Raw genomic sequence first — 18,063 nt, 5'->3', positions numbered from 1 at the left:
CTCTACTTTTGGTTGTACCCGAAGCGTTTAAGCTGACCACTATTACTTCTCCAATTCTTATTAACTTTTACGTACAATTCAAGATGAATCTGTTTCCCGAAGAACTTCTCTAAATCTTCTCTAGCTTGCACACCTACCCTTTTCAAAGCTTCCCCCTTATGGCCGATAATGATTCCTTTTTGAGTATCCCTCTCCACCATAATTACTGATCTCATTCGAATAATATGATCCTCTTCAAAAAATTCTTCTGTCTCAACCTCTACTGCATAAGGAATTTCCTTTTTATAGTTGAGTAATATTTTTTCACGAATAGTCTCGTTGACAAAAAAGCGTTCAGGCTTATCAGTAAGCTGATCCTTCGGGTAAAAGGCTGGAGACTCAGGTAAGAGTTCGATTATTCGATTGAACACCTCAATAACATTAAAGTTTTGCAAAGCAGATATAGGGAAAATTTCAGCCCGTGGTGCTTTTTCGCTCCAATATTGTACTTGCTCCTCAAGCTGTTCTTGTGTAGATGTATCTATTTTATTAAGAAGTAGTAAAACTGGCACCTTGCTATTATTTATTTTATCAAAAAACAACTCATCTTTCAGTTCCTTTTCGCCAATTTCAACCATATATAAAAGTACATCTGCATCTTCAAAGGCAGACTTCACAAAATCCATCATAGAGGATTGCAACTCATATGCAGGCTTTATAATACCAGGAGTATCAGACAAAATTACCTGAAAATCATCTCCATTTACAATTCCCAAAATTCGGTGACGTGTAGTTTGAGCTTTTGAGGTAATTATGGATAATTTCTCTCCAACAAAGGCGTTCATTAGGGTTGATTTCCCTACATTCGGGTTCCCTATAATATTTACAAATCCTGCTTTATGCATTTTTACGATATGATATTTATTTTATACTGCTAACTGTTTAACAGACTTATTGACTATTTAACTTTAGAAAAGTAAGCTTTCATAGCTTTGTTTATATGTGGTGACAACCAAAGTACCGCAATCATATTGGGAATAGCCATTAATGCAAATGACAAATCGATTAACCCTATTACCAATTCTAGTGAAGCAATCGCTGCAAAGATAATGCTGAAAATATAAATAGTGTTGTAATAACTACCAATTTTACGTCCTGCTAAAAAAGTGAGACACTTTGTCCCGTAGTAAGAGTAGGTAAATAGGGTTGAAATGGCAAACACAACTACTAGTAGTAAAAGTAATTCGTCACCAAAACCAAACAATAATTTATCAAAAGCATGCAATGTCATTACAATCCCATTATGCTCTGCTTCAAGATAGGTGCCACTGATAATAATTATTAGCGCAGTAATTGTGCATACAATCAAAGTATCAATAAAAGGTCCTAGCATGGCTACCAATCCTTCTTGAATTGGCTCATTAGTTTTAGATTGTCCGTGATACATAGGAGCCGTACCTATTCCACTTTCATTTGAAAACACAGCTCTGCGGACTCCTAATATAACCAATCCCCAGAATCCTCCTTGAACTGCCGTATTAAAATTAAATGCTTCCGCAAAAATTTGTTGAAATGAAGGTAATATTTGATCGACATTAGTAAACATTATTACTAGGGCCGCCAATATATATAGAGCTACCATAAAGGGAACCAATGCAGAAGCTACGCGGACAATTTTTTTTAACCCCCCATAAATAACCATTGAGGTTGCTATCACCAAGACTATCCCAATAATGAGTTTCCAATTAAACTCCCCAATATCTAAATACGCATTTGGATTAACAACGGTAATCACAGATTGAGTAAATTGATTTACCGTAAAAGCTGGCAAAACTGCTACTAAACCAGCCAGTGAAAAGAATACTGCTAAGGGCTTACCATATTTTCCTAATCCATTAACCATATAATACATTGGTCCACCCTGCACATTACCTTCTGCGTCCTTACTTCGAAAAAGAATAGAAAGCCCTGCAGAATAGAACTTAATACACCCTCCTATTATTGCAGTAAGCCACATCCAAAATACGACTCCAGGCCCTCCATAATATATAGCGATAGCCACACCTGAAATATTCCCTAAACCAACAGTAGCAGCAACAACTGAAGCCAATGCTTGAAAATGACTTACCTCTCCACTGTCAGAAGCTTTATCATACTTTCCAGCGACAACCTCTATAGCATGCTTAATAAATCTATACGGTAGTAATTTGGAGCTCACAACCAAAAAAAGACCTCCTCCAATTATAAGAAATAACATAATCCATTCAGTAATTCCAGTAAGTCCTCCTATGATTTGGGTAATTTTTTCCATATTGATATTTTTCCAAATGTAACTATTTCAGGCAGTAAAAACAGGATGAGAATATATTTTTTAATTTTTATTGATAAATGTTTGGCAAATGTAAAAATGGCTGTATATTTGCAGTCCAATATCGCGGGATAGAGCAGTAGGTAGCTCGTCGGGCTCATAACCCGAAGGTCACTGGTTCGAGTCCAGTTCCCGCTACTAGTAAAGACAAGGCTTTCGAGAAATCGAGAGCCTTTTTTTATTTTACATAGTACAGTACATAGTACGGATCAAGAAAGAATATGGGGTTTCCTTAACTAGGCATATAAATTTGGGCTAATTGTAATCAAATCCTATTATTTCTACTTCTTCGAAATAATTTTATCTATAGCTTGATTTTTAATTTTATTTCTTATAACTTCGTATAATAATATCATATATGATATTATTATATTTCCTTTATGGATTATAGATATTTTTATAAGAGGAACGTTTATTTGCTTTTCTCAAAAAAAATGTATAGATTTGCATCATAGTATTATATATAATACTATGTATACTGAGTTATGAAAATAGAGTCCTTTTTGCGGGCTAAAGATGATATTAAAACTTTATTTGAGCAAGCCCCACATTTATCTTACACTCGGAACGATCTTATAGATATCTTTGATCGTTATCGTTTGGAGTGGAATATTGCAGCTTATCGGAACTACAAACATTTTCTCTCATTTCTCGAAGCAAATGATATCCTACACAAGGAAAAGTTGATACATCAGTCTAGTGGCTCTGTTAAACAGCTTTGGAATAAATCCCACGCAACGCATTTTCAAAAGGGGCTAACAATTAAAAAGGACGGGTATCTTAGTAATTTTTCTGCAATGCAGATTCATCAAATTACTTTACAGATTCCAAAAACCATTTTTGTTAGTTTCGATCAGTATGGTTCTTATAATACTGACACAATTCATTTGGAACAAGCTGCCGTGGATAAAGCATTTTCCAAGCCGCAACGAATGACAACTGAAATCTACAAGTCGGAAGAAGATAGCTATCGTTATACTTTTTTACAAAAGAAAACTAATTCAATCGATGTTGGGGTAAAAACGATAAAGAAAATTAGAGTTACCGATTTGGAACGAACGTTAATTGATATTGCTGTTAGACCGGCATACTCCGGTGGCGTATTTGAAGTATTAGAGGCTTTTAAAAATGCACTAAAAGATGTTGATTTAAATATTCTTGATCACTATTTAAATCAACTTGATTACATCTACCCATACCACCAACTTATAGGTTTTTATCTTGAAAAGGCAGGGTGCAATAACAAGCTACTATCCTTATTTCTGGATAAAAAAACGGACATCAACTTTTATCTCACTTATAATATGTCCAAAACGAAATTAAATGAAAAATGGGGAATCTATTTTCCTATGGGATTTTAAGCTCTGCTATCCTCTGTAATACAAAGTCATAGTAGAAATCGAACCCTTCTTTACTTTCAATGGTCAAAGTGTCAACTACGTTGTTCCAATCTTCTTTCTGTAAATCTTTATACTTTTCGAAATAATTTAAATACTCCAGAGGGACACGTTTTGCATCAAATATGTGTTTTAGCATATTTTTATTTTCCTCCGCTTCAAAATCTATGTTATAGTTTTGACAGATGTTCCAAATATCATAAAAGTCCCTAGCCCTACCTTTTACTTTGGCGGTGGGGATTATATTTTTATAGTCAGGCATTGATTGGCAAAGCGCCCTGACTTTTTCGAGCACTATCATTTCAGGGGTGTAAACATAAAATACAGTTCCTTCCACTTCCACTAACTTTTTAGGATCCGTATATTCATAACTGCTTATTTCCACTTGAAATTTCGTAGAGCTATTATCATAAATTACGTATGCATTTCTTCTGGATTTATCCATATCATTTGGATCAAACTCATCTGCTCCAACAACCTTAAACTCTAACTTATACCCCTTCCATTCCTTTACATCCCCTTGTTTTGGTTTTTCATAAAATTTGATATCGAATACCATTAGATTATGTTTTTCAAACTCACTATTGAGAAGACCATTTAGAATACCCTCTATCCTTCCAATTTCATACGCAGTAAAATCACCTGATATCGAGAAGTCAATATCCATTGACGCACGATCCGTCATTCCATAGGCCAATTGCAAAGCATTACCTCCTTTTAGAACTAGCCCGTACATAAGGCTTTCGTCACTGACAAGAGCGCGAAGTGTTAACATTTTAATGGTTTCTATCATAGAAGAAATGTTAAGGGTGAATTTGTAAAATTAACATTAAAAAAATAAGAAGTATTCCATTAATTCATTTGGTGCTACTTCCTATGTATTGATACTTCACAAAAAGAGAATCACTAAAATGGTTCTCTTTTTTTTTATAATATATCCAAAAGTTTACCCCACTAATATTCAATTCCAAATCCCTCTATTATCACATCAGATGGTGTTATCAAATATAATTTCACCCAAAATACAGAGAATGGATTGGACATAGCTTTCAATAAAAATTCTTAAAAAGATTCAATAAAAAAACAGCCTAATAAAAAAGGCTGTTTCAATCTTCTCGTAGTGAAGTGGCATCATCGGTTAATCAAATGACACCATGGCTTTTTTAGCTTCCACCGGTTCTATGGTTTTTGCTTTTATTTTTGTTTTAGGTTTATCATCTATAGCTAACTGCGTTGCCATACCATCATTAGAAATCATCATCATGTGCATGGCATCCAACATTGCAATATTTGAAGTTACAGTACCTGTGAACTTATTATAGGACACATTTAATTCCTTTAATTGTGGTAAAGTTCCTAATTCAAATGGCACATAGCCACTTAACTGATTATCAAACAAACTTAGAGTTGATAAATTAACCATATCACCAACCTTGTTGCTCAGTGATCCGGTTAACATATTACTATTTAAATGCAACTCTTTTAAAGACAGTAATTGATATAATTCCTTCGGAAGTTCCCCAGACAATTGGTTACTATAAAGAGAAAGAGTTTCTAATTGGGATAACTTTCCTATTTCAGACGGTATAGAACCACTAAAGCGATTCATAAATAGTTCAATTTGCTTTAAGGACTTCATATTCCCAATAGAAGTAGGCAAAGAACCTTTCAAGGAATTAAATCCAAGATTCAGAACTTGAAGGTTTTGTAATCCTGAAATACTTTCAGGAAGTATTCCCTTAAGGTTATTCTGACTTAACTCCAAACGAACAACAGTACCGTTTTCGACAGTTACACCATACCATTGGTCAACTGGTGTAGACACATCCCAAGTATGAGTCCATTGCTCACCTTGCGTAGCATTATACAGTGCTAAAAGTGCAGTTTTTTCAGTATCAGAAACTTGCGCCATCAATGAGACAGAGACAAGAAAACAAGCCAAAAGTGACATAAATGTTTTCATGATTTTAAGATTTTAGGCTAAATATTGATACTAAGATAGTTATAATTCGTCAAAGTACAAAAAAAATCGATGAAATGCATAAACTACTTCAACCTATTAGTACAGAATTAACAAGAAAAAGCACTTAAAAATCTGCACCTTCTGCACTAAATGAAGTTAAATTTCCCAAATTACAACCTACAGTGAATTCTATAGACATATAGTAAACTCCACAATCTTTAATATTTAGAACGCTGGATAAGGCATGATTCTAATACATATTAATTTTCTTCGGAACAATAGGGCCGTTGAAAAATCACTCACACTTTGTTTAAAACTGAAAATATATAAACGGCTGAAAATCTGACGAAAATGCTTGATAACACAATACACTAACCAGTGTTGCTACAATACCTTTCACATAAATTGGGCTTGTGGCATATTTTGATTCTAAGTTATCTTTAAATTTTTGAGGTAACCAATGCGACACATAGCCAATAATCATAATTATAAACACGATTTTATAATGAACTAAAACTGCCAACGCATTTTCAAAATCCATATTAGTGACTATCTGATGGTACCACTTGCTAATATGGTCCATACTTTCACCTCTAAAATATATTCGGACATAGGTGATAAAAGAGAAGGTGATAAAAATTTTCCAAAAATGGGAGAACCACTTTGTAGAATTCTCATATGGACTTACCTTCCGCCAGTACTTGTATACGACAATTCCTAACCCATTAAGACCACCCCAAAGAACAAATTTCCATGATGCACCATGCCATAGACCACCAATCAACATTGTCAACATCAAATTTATATTCGCATTAATATGTTTACCTACAGCTTTGTATCGTATTGCCAAAACACCTAATACCAGTACCACAAAAGCCACTACTGCCGTTACAATGGGATCCCCTAAAGCAAATACGACTCCAATTAACAACACACTAAGTATTATAAAAGAAGCAATAGTTCCTTTACGGTTACCTCCTAAGGGGATATAAAGATAATCACGCAACCATGTTGATAGTGAAATATGCCAACGCTTCCAAAAATCACCACAGTTTATAGCCTTATATGGAGAATTAAAGTTCACAGGAAGCTGAAAGCCCATGAGCAAAGCTAATCCAATAGCTATATCGGTATATCCTGAAAAATCGCCATATATCTGCAATGAATATCCGATAAGTGCCATAATATTAGTGAAGCCGGAATACATATCCGGGGTATCAAAAACACGATCCATAAAGTGCATCGCGATATAATCAGCAAAAATCATTTTCTTAATTAGGCCCTTTAGAATCATAAAGGTCCCCTTATTGAAATCCTCCTTGGAAACAATAGTAGGTCGTGTTATTTGTGGCACAAAGTGCTCCGCACGGACTATTGGCCCTGCTACTAATTGGGGAAAGAAGCTTACATAAAACCCAAAATCTACAATGGAATTTAACGGAGTAATTTTACTACGATATATATCTACACTGTAGCTAATTGTTTGAAAAGTATAGAACGATATCCCTACTGGTAAAATGATGGCATCAACGGTAAAATAAGAAAGATCTGTAAAACCATTAGCCCATAACGCCAACCAGTTAACCACCTCATAATCTGTATGAAAAAGAGCATTAAATGAATCTGTAAAAAAATACGCATACTTAAAATAGCTAAGCGTGAGCAAGTTGATACACACACTTAATGTAACAAGTATTTTGCGTTTCAACTCATGAGTGGAATTGTAAATGAATTTTCCAATAAAAAAATCAGAAACGGTACTAAACAATAATATACCAACAAAAAGACCACTAGTCTTATAATAGAAAAACAAGCTAATAAGGAGTAAATACGCATTTCGTAAATGTATCCGCTTGTACAACAAAGCAAATATAAAATAAGCAACAGCAAAAAATATCCAGAAGTTAATCTGAGTAAAAATCAACGGAAATTCTTCCGAAAAGGTAAATATGTCTTTCAGCCTATTCATGGGCGTTTTCAAGAATTATTTTTAATAAACTACCAGGTTCTCTATTAGAAGCCTTTTCCCAAGCACCTACAAATGCTTTGAGTAATAAATCAGATTTAATATGATAACCTCTCTGAGTAAAATGGATTCTATCACGAGGCATAATTCTTTTTTGATACCATTTTTGTGAAGAACGAAATCCTCCCATAATTTCGTAAAAATCCCAAACAGCCATTCCATATTTTTCGGCTAATTCCAAAATCACTCCTTCCGCTTTTACGGTGTTTGGATTCGGTTGCTTGCGTAAATAATAAGAGTCATTTGGAACGGCCAACAATATAGCGCATTCTGGATTTACTCGTTGAATCATCTGTATAAAGGATTCATAATTATTTTTAAATTTTTCTACATCAAAATGAGATTCTGGCATATAGGTATCATTTGTCCCCATAGAAACAATAAACATGTCAGGCTTATACAATCTAAGCTGTTTTTCAAAAAAGGCGCTTCGAAAATAGGATGGGAAATCAGCTCCATTTACTCCTATACTAGTATATTCAATTCCAGGTTCGTCATTTAGAAGCTCCATCCCCATCATAAGAAAAGGTTCCGTTGTTGTGGAGTCTGTTTTTATAACTTGAAATTCAAATTCCTCCTTAGAATCATTAAAAACATATTCCAAATAATGAAATTCATTATCAAGTCGGCTATTTACAATTGTTGAACTATCTAATGGAACAATCGAATATCCGGTGTTCCAGGTATTGTAAAATATCCTAAGCTTATTGAAATAGTAGGGTTTCTTAGTATAACTTTTATGATTTGCCACAACCCTAATTGTATCAATACTGTCTTTAAAAACAGCCGAGATTCCTGCTAAACCCCATGCAATACTATCTCGTTTTTGAGAACTTCTCATTCCTTTCCAACGAGTCTTAGAAGTCACTTTATAATTGGCCGGATTATTTGTATTTGCCAATAAAAATGGAAAAACAAATCCTCTTTGACTCATTGTAAACTCACTACTACTTTGCAAGTATGTACGTAAACGATTGGGGTAAATATCGGCCTGCACATGAGAACCCCCGATATGAAATATATGTACTTTTTCTTTTTTTCCTTCATACACACTGTCAAGGGCTCTAAAAAAGTGTTTAAAATAATAGGAAGAATCAGCATATTTAAAAACATTAGCTTCCATATTTACCAAATCAGGATGCACCTTTAACACACTGTCCAAAACAAAGCGTTGAGCCGCAACAGGCAGGGCAAATAAGAAACATAAGACTAACAAGATTGGGGGCTTTCTCATAGAATTAGTTCAAATTATCTTTTAAATCAAGTTGAAGAGCTGTAAAAAACAACTCTGATATGATACGTGTTCCGCCAGAACTAAAGTGTGTGTAATCCGTGCTGGCTAATTTTTGGTCAACCCAATAAGGCATCGAATTTTCTCCTCCCATTGCCTCATACATACTCCAATAAGCAATATTATTTTTTAAACACATCTCTCGAAGTTTTTCATTGAGATAAGGCAACAGTGGATATGTGACCATTGCACCATTCATTGAGGTAGACATATCTGCAGGACCTATAAAAAGTATAGTAGCCTTAGGATTGTGTCTACGAACCCAATTAATATTCGACAACATATATCGAGTATAATTTTCAACTCCTTTTTTATCCTTTAAATAGGGTACTGTATTCCCTCCATATTGAAAAATAAATATGTCAGGATTCAACACAGAAGACATTTGAGAAAAAACCTGACTATTTTGACTGACAAAAATTGTTCCTGAAGCTCCTCTCATTGCAACATTATCCAGAGAAACTCCTCCATCACCATCTAACGTTATGCCATAAAAATCAGGACTAACTTTCCCTTCCAATTCAATAACTATCTCATTGGGAGTGGTTGAAAAACGCATTAAATATTGATGATAACGTCCATCTGTTATTAAAGAATCTGATTTGATTAAAGCACCATCTTGATATACGTTAATACGTGTAGGTGACAGACACTCTCCATAATGTAGCCCAACCCTGGTATACTTGGCAAGTCTCCCATATAGACGCGAAGATGGTTCAATCCGTATAGTAGCCTTTTGTACCTCCAAGTTGGGTGGAACTAAAGAGTCTTTTTCATAACGATGTGGAGTAAAGCGAGATAAGGAAGTATAAATTCCATATTTTCGATGTTCTAACCTTCTTTGAGTAGGGTCGAAAGCTGCATATCGTAACCAATTGGCTGAAGGAGTGACAATTGCACTTATGTGTTCATATACTTGCTCTACAGGGATAAATCCTGGTCCTGTCCCCCCATAGAGGCCTTGCAAACGATTTCGCACATAAGCAGATATACGATCTCCCTCCAATTGAGAATCTCCATAATGTACAATTCGACAATTACCACTCGTAAACTGTGATCTTAATGTCTCTAAAAACGCTACTTTATTTTCAGGATAATCTATTCGGACAATCTTAGAAGTATCAATTACCGAAAAATTAGGAGTTTCAGGCTTCTCTGGGATTTCTTCAACTACTGCAGTTTGAATATTCTGAACTATGCTATCTATTTCTTTTTTATGCTCAACCTTATCACTTGACTGCATAAAACTGCTCAACTTAGGATATTTCAATATCGAAAATCCCAATGAAAATCCCTCCTCGGTCTTACCACCGGGCTGATTTATTGATTGACTTACTAGGGTGAGTGCCAATAAAGCAGCTAATACCAAGAATACAAATACACTTATTTTTTTTGGGTTCATCGGCTCAATTCCAAATAGATTGCTAGGGGAGTTAAAACTACTAAATTTATTGAATACCTTCTCTATCTTTTGAAATTTAAAAAATGAGGTTTTTAAACACCCTTTTTCTATAAAAAAATGTTAAAATACCATTAACACAAAGTACAATTCTAATTAGAAAAAGTAGATTTGTTATGGCCCATAGGCTTGAACACACATTTGCTAACCAATTTACCATGAGACTGAAACATCTAATTATTTCCCTATTGGTTTTAGGGTTAATTTCCCTTATCACCTACCGCGTTATAAATAACTTAGAAAGTAATTCCGCTACAGAAAAAGTTCCTACTAATCGCCCATTGGCTTCGGTTAGTGCGATCATAACTAAACCTCGAACCTTTGCAAACCAACTTTCGCTATCGGGTTCAATTGAAGCCAACGAACAAGTGGAATTGCGAAGTGAAGTTTCCGGAGTAGTACAAGCTATTTCCTTTCGAGAAGGAAGCCTTGTTTCTAAAGGACAAGTTTTGGTTAAAGTTAATGACATTGAGCTAAAAGCTCAACTTATACAGGCCAAAACTCGGGAAAATCTAGCTAAAGAAAACGAACGTCGCGCCCAACTATTATTACAAAAAGAAGCCATAAGTCAAGAGGAATATGATATGGCTCTAGCTGATTATAAATCAGCACAGGCGCAAACTCAACTAATACAAGCTCAAATTTCAAAAACTCAAATAGTAGCTCCGTTTTCAGGAAAAATTGGATTACGCTCTATCTCGGTTGGAGCCTACATAACTCCAGCAACTCTTATTGCAAAATTAGTGAATAGCAAACAAGTAAAGCTGACATTTTCAATACCTGAAAAATATGCAAATCAAATGAAGGTTGATGCTGATTTAAAATTCACGATTGCAGGATCATCTGAAATTTTTTCAGCTAGCGTATATGCTATTGAACCAGAAATAGCTGCAGCAACGCGTACTTTGCAGTTAAGAGCACTAGCCCAAAATCTTGAAGGAAAACTTATCCCTGGTACTTTTGCCAATATATCCTTGGAATTAGAGGATCTTAACGATGCTATTTTCATTCCAACTGAAGCTATTATACCCATACAAAATGGTAAAAAGATTTTTATTGTAGAAAACAACATTGCCAAAGAACTTGTTATAGAAACAGGTACACGAACCGATGCTGAAATTTTAGTTACTTCAGGTCTTAAGCCTGGCGATACTGTCATCACATCTGGCATGATGTCACTTAAAGATGGGATGCCGGTAAAAGTATCAATCACAAATTAACAAATCACCTAATGAGTTTATCTACCATAAGTATAAAACGTCCGGTACTCACCATTGTGATGAACCTTATAATTATCCTTTTTGGAATAATCGGATATACCTATTTAGGTGTGCGTGAGTTTCCTTCTATTGATCCAGCCGTAATTTCTGTTCAAACGAACTATGCCGGTGCCAATGCAGATATTATAGAATCCCAAATAACAGAACCTCTTGAAAAAGCTATTAATTCCATTGATGGTATTAGAAATATTTCATCAACTAGTGCGCAAGGGCGAAGTTCAATCTCTATCGAATTTAATTTAGATAAAAACTTGGAAGAAGCCGCCAATGATGTTCGTGATAAGGTATCACAAGCGGTTCGAAGTTTACCTCAAGATATCGATGCCCCCCCAGTAGTTTCAAAAGCAGATGCGGACTCCTCTCCTATCATTTCCATGACCGTACAAAGTGACAACAAAAATGTTATGGAGCTTACCGACTATGCAGATAACGTTTTGGCTCAGCGTTTGCAAAGTATTCCAGGAGTAAGCAGTGTGCAAATTTGGGGACAACGTAAATACGCCATGCGCCTCTGGATTGATCCTGTTAAATTAGCCGCTTATGGCCTTACTGTAGCAGATGTCCGTACAGCTTTAAACAGGCAAAATGTAGAATTACCCTCTGGGAAACTTACGGGATCAAACACAGAACTTACCGTTAAAACTTTAGGTAACCTCTCTACTGAAGAGGAGTTTAATCAAATTATTATTAAAGCGGAAGGTGATAAAATTATTCGCTTCACCGATGTTGGGAGCGCTAGTTTAGAAGCAGAAAATCTAGAGACACGTTTAAGCGATAGTGGACAAACGATGATAGCCATGGCTGTTATTCCTCAACCCGGTTCTAATTACCTTGATATTGCAGATTCTTTTTATGATCAATTTGAAAAGCTAAAAAAAGATCTTCCTGAAGATTTCACCCTAAATGTGGTAATCGACAGCACTCAATTTGTTAAAAAAGCTATCTTAGAAGTAGCCGAAACACTTGTGATTGCCCTTATTCTGGTTACACTAGTAATTTATTTCTTTTTTAGAAATTGGGCTATAGCTTTCCGTCCATTAATAGATATTCCTGTTTCCTTAATAGCGACATTTTTTATAATGTACCTTTTTGGCTTTTCAATCAATGTTCTTACCCTACTTGCCATCGTACTAGCTACGGGACTTGTGGTTGATGATGGTATTGTGGTAACAGAAAATATTTATAAAAAAGTAGAAGAAGGTATGTCCCCAATAGAGGCAGCAATAAAAGGTACTAATGAAATTTTCTTTGCTATTATTTCTATCTCAGTCACGCTAGCAGCTGTTTTTCTTCCAATCATATTCTTAGATGGTTTTGTAGGTCAATTATTTAGGGAATTTGGTGTTGTGATTGGCGCTGCAGTGCTTATTTCAGCATTTGTCTCCCTTACACTTACCCCAATGCTCAATGCGTACTTAATGCGTTCTGGCAAGCAAAAACGCTCCCGTTTTTACCAACTCACTGAACCGTTTTTTGAAGGATTAAATAAAGGGTATGCCAATTCATTGGAAAAGTTCATGAAACATAAATGGGTTAGTTTCCCAATCCTAATAGCTTGTATAGGTATTATTGTCCTTTTCTATAAAATATTACCAAAAGAGACCGCACCCTATGATGACCGTAGTATGGTTATGGTTAACGTAAATGGTCCAGAAGGCGCCACCTATGATTATATGGATAGTTTTATGCAGGAGCTTTCTCAGTTAATTTCTGATTCCATACCTGAAAAAAAGGTGAGTCTTATTGTTACTTCACCAGGTTTTGGTGCCTCCTCAGTGAATAGGGGTTTTGCTAGAATTTCTTTAGTAGACCCTGCGGACCGTGAACGCTCGCAAGCGGATATTGCTGCTGATCTAAGTAAGTGGACCCGAGGTTATACAGCAGCACGAACATCTGTATCAGAACAGCCAACTATATCTATGAATCGTCGAGGCGGACTTCCTGTTCAATACATCATTCAAGCTCAAAATTTTGAAAAGTTAGAGGAAAAAATCCCTTTATTCATGGATGAAGTATCTCAGGACCCTACTTTTTCTATTTCTGATGTAAACCTCAAATTCAACAAACCAGAAATTTATGTTACCATTGATCGAGATAAAGCTCAAAGTATGGGAGTTTCAGTCATTGATATTGCCCAAACTCTACAGCTGTCCTTAAGTGGACAACGATTCGGGTATTTTATGATGAATGGAAAGCAATATCAAGTTATAGGTCAATTCGACAAAAAAGATAGAAACAAACCAATGGACTTAACTTCTATTTTTGTTAAGAATACCGAAGGTAGACTCATACAGCTTGATAATGTAGTTACCATTGAAGAAAAAAGTAGTCCACCACAGCTTTATCACAATAACCGTTATATGGCAGCTACCATTTCAGCAGGATTAGCTCCTGGAAAAAGCATTGGAGATGGAATTGAAGCCATGGAACGTATTCGTGAAAAAGTGCTTGACGAAACTTTCACTACTGACCTTGGCGGAGAATCAAGAGATTTTGCGGAAAGTAGTTCAAATACCATGTTCGCATTCGGACTTGCCTTACTGTTGGTCTTTTTGATTTTAGCAGCACAATTCGAAAGTTTTGTAGATCCCTTTATAATTATTCTTACAGTACCAATGGCAGTAGCGGGTGCACTATTCTCCCTTTGGTTATTTGGTCAAACTTGGAATATTTTTAGTCAAATAGGAACTGTAATGCTTATAGGTTTAGTTACCAAAAATGGAATTCTAATTGTTGAATTTGCCAATCAACTTAGAGAACAAGGTCTTTCAAAATATGAAGCCATCATTAAAGCTTCGGAGTCCCGACTACGTCCAATTTTAATGACAAGTTTAACGCTTGCCTTAGGTGCAATGCCAATTGCGGTATCACTGGGCGCTGCTTCCAAAAGTCGTATGGGGATGGGTATTGTCATTGTAGGAGGAACAGTTTTTTCACTAATTCTTACCCTGTATATTATACCTGCCATTTATCAAATGTGGTCTAGAAAACGACGTACACAAGAACAACTAAAAGAAATTGAGTCCTTTGAACGTGAAACCGCCTAGAAAATGAAAAAATTAATGAAACACACTTTATACCATATCGCTCTTTTAATTATTGCCTTATTGTATAGTAATGAACATCATGGCCAAGAATTATTGACAATTCAAGAAGCGGTTACTATTGCCATGGAAAACAATTTTGACATTAAAATTGCCTCCAATTCTGTTGCAATCAGTGAGAAAAACAATAGCCTAGCTAACGCCGGAATACTCCCCTCAATAAATGGAACCATGACTAATAATAATACTGTTGTAGACATTGTTCAAACCCAAGCAAACGGAGATGAACGAAAACTTGACGGTGCTAGGAACTCTAACTTAAGTTATGGGATAAGTTTAAACTGGACTATATTTGATGGCCTAAGAATGTTTGCTCGGCATGATCAACTAAAAGAATTAGAGAATCTTAGCCAGACGGAATTAAAAAGAACTATACTTACCAAAGTAAGTAGTGTCTTTTCTGTGTATTATGATTTAGTACAACAAAAACAACAACTTACTGCACTTGATAGTACTATTGAAATTTCTAAACAACGTCTTGAAACAGCCAAAAATAGATATACTATAGGGAAGGCTTCTAAATTGGAAGTTTTAAATGCTGAAGTAGACCTAAATACTGACATTACATCGCATCTTAGACAATTAGAAATTTACAACAATACTAAAGTACAATTAAACGAACTCCTTGCGCGTGAGGTTACCACTGACTTTGATGTTTATACAATTATAACGGTAGCCCAAAACTTGAACTTAAAAAATTTACAGACACTTGCAGCAACTCAAAATCCGCAATTACAATCACAACTCATTCAAAAACGTATACAAGAACTTCAATTAAAACAAGTCAAGGCCAATAGACTTCCGCTTGTTCAAGTCAATACAGGTTACAATTTTAGTAATTCTAAATCTCCCTTTGGTTTTGCCACTCAAAGTGAATCACAAGGATACAACTATGGGTTTTCAGCATCCCTGCCAATTTTCAATGGTTTTTTACAAAACAAAAATGAAAAGATTGCTTCCTTAGAAGTTGAAAAAAGTGAGCTAGAAGTGGCTCAATTAACACAGCTTTTACAAGCACAGTTAGCGAGTGCCTACCAAACCTATTTAACCAACCTCGAGTTAATTACTTTAGAAGCTAAAAATGAAACTATTGCCAAGGAGAATCTGGACATTACACTAGAAAAATTCAGAATCGGAACCATTACAACCATTGAATTTAGAGCTGCTCAACTCAACTATGTCAATGCCAAAGTACGCTATAGCAATGCACAATACTTAGCTAAATTATCAGAAATCGCATTAAAGGAATTGGCAGGAAGTCTCTCTCTTGAGTAACTACCCTTCCAATTCCTCATGTATCGATTCCCAATCAAACATTAGAGCTTCTAACGTATCCTTTTTCTTTTGATAGGTGTCAAAGAAATTAGGTTGAGCTATTACGGCTTCGTAATTAATAGCCATTTCTACATCAATCTCCGCAATTTCCTTTTCAAGGGTCGCTATTTGTGACTCTACCTTACTAAGTTTATTCTGTAAAGATTTTTGTTTTTTCTGTTGTTCATAGGAGAGCTGGTCTTTCCCAACAGTTTTCTCCTTGACCACAGAAATTTCATCCTTCATCTCAATTTCACGCATATGCTGAACATTCCGTTCCTCAAGATAGAAATTAATATCCCCTAAATATTCCTTGATCTGTTTATTCTTAAATTCATACACCTTATTGGTAAGGCCTTGAAGAAAATCACGATCGTGGGAGACCAGAATTAAGGTCCCTTCAAAATTATGTAAGGCCTGTTTAAGAACATTTTTAGATTTGATATCTAAATGGTTCGTAGGCTCATCCATTACTAACACATTAAAGGGCTGTAATAACAATTTAGCCAATGCCAATCTATTCCGCTCACCTCCCGAAAGAACTTTAACTTTTTTTTCTACATCATCACCTCTAAATAGAAATGATCCCAAAATATCTCGCACTTTAGACCTATTGCGCTCATTAGCAGCATTAACCATGGTTTCTAAAATACTAATTTCTCCATCCAGATAATCCGCTTGATTTTGAGCAAAATATCCTAATTGGACGTTATGTCCCAATTTAATTTGCCCCTCAAAGGGAATTTCTCCTACAATCATTTTGGCAAGAGTTGTTTTCCCTTGTCCATTTTGACCAACAAAAGCCGTTTTAGTGCCTCTTTCTATCAATAGATCAATATGTTCAAGTACATGTTTACTTCCATAATTCTTTGAAGCCTTCTCAATTTCTACTACCACCTTACCAGGTTGAATTGATACAGGAAACTGAATACTCATTACGCTGTTATCATCCTCATCTACCTCAATGCGATCAATCTTATCAAGTTTTTTAATCAGGGATTGAGCCATTGAAGCTTTAGAGGCTTTGGCTCTAAACTTTTCAATGAGTCTCTCTGTTTGCTGAATCTGTTTTTCTTGGTTCTTTTGAGCAGCCAATTGTTGTCCTCTCAATTCCTCTCTCAATAATAAGTATTGCGAATATGGTTTATTATAGTCATAAATCTTCCCTAACGAAATCTCAATGGTGCGATTAGTTACATTATCTAAAAACATTTTATCGTGGGACACAATGACTACCACACCCGAATAATTTTTTAAAAATTGTTCAAGCCAAATAATAGATTCAATATCTAGGTGGTTGGTAGGCTCATCAAGCAATAGCACATCATTATCTTGAAGTAATAACTTAGCCAGCTCAATCCTCATACGCCATCCACCAGAAAAGGTGTCTGTAAGCTTTTGAAAATCTTCACGTTGAAACCCTAATCCTTGCAGTACACGTTCTGTATTTCCTTGATAGTTATAACCTCCTAATATTTCATACCTATGAGTTATATCATTTAGAGAAACCATAAGATCATGATAGCCCTCACTCTCATAGTCCGTTCGTGATGCCAATTGATGATTAATCTCGTTAATGTTCCGCTCTAATATTCTTATTTCTTCAAATGCTTCATAGGCCTCTTCTAAAACAGTCCTTCCTTGAACAAAATCAATATCTTGTTTTAAAAATCCAATACGAACTTCTTTATCAGAAGCTATTACTCCCGTATCAGGCTCCACTTCTTTTGATAGCAATTTAAGCATGGTAGATTTCCCAGCTCCATTTTTTCCTACCAAACCAACACGGTCTCCTGCATTAAGTCTAAAAGTTACTTCCTCAAATAAAAAAGTACCTCCAAATGAAACCGATAAATTATGTATGTTCAACATGTTTTTGTTA

Annotated in this window: 12 protein-coding genes and 1 tRNA gene; 5 read left to right on the top strand and 8 right to left on the bottom strand. The window is 35.3% G+C overall.

What is annotated here, in order from left to right; translation table 11 throughout:
* Window positions 1–2: 2 nt before the first annotated feature.
* Window positions 3–884 carry a GTPase Era gene (era, locus tag PT603_RS13560; protein WP_008237844.1) on the bottom strand — a complete coding sequence of 294 codons (882 nt, stop codon included), beginning with the start codon at window positions 882–884 and terminating at the stop codon, window positions 3–5.
* A 53-nt stretch (window positions 885–937) separates the two neighbouring features.
* Entirely contained in the window at window positions 938–2,290 is a 1,353-nt protein-coding gene (locus PT603_RS13555; protein ID WP_008237843.1) for an alanine/glycine:cation symporter family protein, read from the bottom strand.
* Between the two features lie 122 nt (window positions 2,291–2,412).
* Between PT603_RS13555 and PT603_RS13550 the strand changes: the two genes are divergently transcribed.
* Window positions 2,413–2,485: transfer RNA gene (locus PT603_RS13550), tRNA-Met, on the top strand.
* Between the two features lie 347 nt (window positions 2,486–2,832).
* Window positions 2,833–3,708, top strand: a complete 876-nt coding sequence (locus PT603_RS13545) for a type IV toxin-antitoxin system AbiEi family antitoxin domain-containing protein (protein WP_008237842.1) — start codon at window positions 2,833–2,835, stop codon at window positions 3,706–3,708.
* On the opposite strand, the gene PT603_RS13540 is transcribed toward PT603_RS13545, so the two are convergent.
* From PT603_RS13540 to PT603_RS13520, 5 genes are all read right to left on the bottom strand, one after another.
* On the bottom strand, window positions 3,695–4,537 hold the full coding sequence (locus PT603_RS13540; protein ID WP_008237841.1) for a nucleotidyl transferase AbiEii/AbiGii toxin family protein: 843 nt from the start codon (window positions 4,535–4,537) through the stop codon (window positions 3,695–3,697). The genes PT603_RS13545 and PT603_RS13540 overlap by 14 nt on opposite strands.
* 345 nt (window positions 4,538–4,882) lie before the next feature.
* Window positions 4,883–5,707, bottom strand: coding sequence for a leucine-rich repeat domain-containing protein (locus PT603_RS13535; protein WP_155805533.1), 825 nt, complete (start codon window positions 5,705–5,707; stop codon window positions 4,883–4,885).
* 310 nt (window positions 5,708–6,017) lie between these two features.
* Complete coding sequence (locus tag PT603_RS13530; RefSeq protein ID WP_008237839.1) at window positions 6,018–7,676, bottom strand: MBOAT family O-acyltransferase; 1,659 nt, start codon at window positions 7,674–7,676, stop codon at window positions 6,018–6,020.
* Window positions 7,669–8,967, bottom strand: a complete 1,299-nt coding sequence (locus PT603_RS13525) for a GDSL-type esterase/lipase family protein (RefSeq protein ID WP_008237838.1) — start codon at window positions 8,965–8,967, stop codon at window positions 7,669–7,671. Before PT603_RS13525 ends, PT603_RS13530 begins: the two co-directional genes overlap by 8 nt.
* A gap of 4 nt (window positions 8,968–8,971) precedes the next feature.
* Complete coding sequence (locus tag PT603_RS13520) at window positions 8,972–10,426, bottom strand: SGNH/GDSL hydrolase family protein (RefSeq protein ID WP_008237837.1); 1,455 nt, start codon at window positions 10,424–10,426, stop codon at window positions 8,972–8,974.
* Window positions 10,427–10,641: 215 nt separating this feature from the next.
* On the opposite strand from PT603_RS13520, the gene PT603_RS13515 reads away from it, so the two are divergent.
* Genes PT603_RS13515 through PT603_RS13505 form a run of 3 tightly spaced genes read left to right on the top strand, consistent with a single transcriptional unit; the run spans window position 10,642 to window position 16,142 of the window.
* Window positions 10,642–11,703: an efflux RND transporter periplasmic adaptor subunit gene (locus PT603_RS13515; RefSeq protein WP_040488607.1), complete on the top strand. Its 1,062-nt coding sequence runs from the start codon at window positions 10,642–10,644 to the stop codon at window positions 11,701–11,703.
* A gap of 11 nt (window positions 11,704–11,714) precedes the next feature.
* The gene (locus tag PT603_RS13510; RefSeq protein ID WP_008237835.1) at window positions 11,715–14,810 is read left to right on the top strand and encodes an efflux RND transporter permease subunit; all 3,096 of its coding nucleotides are present in this window, start codon (window positions 11,715–11,717) and stop codon (window positions 14,808–14,810) included.
* A 15-nt stretch (window positions 14,811–14,825) separates the two neighbouring features.
* On the top strand, window positions 14,826–16,142 hold the full coding sequence (locus tag PT603_RS13505; RefSeq protein WP_008237834.1) for a TolC family protein: 1,317 nt from the start codon (window positions 14,826–14,828) through the stop codon (window positions 16,140–16,142).
* Here the strand turns inward: PT603_RS13505 and PT603_RS13500 are convergent, their stop codons facing one another.
* Window positions 16,143–18,053, bottom strand: coding sequence for an ABC-F family ATP-binding cassette domain-containing protein (locus tag PT603_RS13500; protein WP_008237833.1), 1,911 nt, complete (start codon window positions 18,051–18,053; stop codon window positions 16,143–16,145).
* Window positions 18,054–18,063 lie beyond the last annotated feature (10 nt).

It is taken from the genome of Imtechella halotolerans (assembly GCF_028743515.2).
Classification (GTDB): Bacteria; Bacteroidota; Bacteroidia; order Flavobacteriales; family Flavobacteriaceae; genus Imtechella; species Imtechella halotolerans.
Note: the sequence above shows the minus strand (reverse complement) of the source record. Positions and strands in the feature narration are given on the sequence as shown.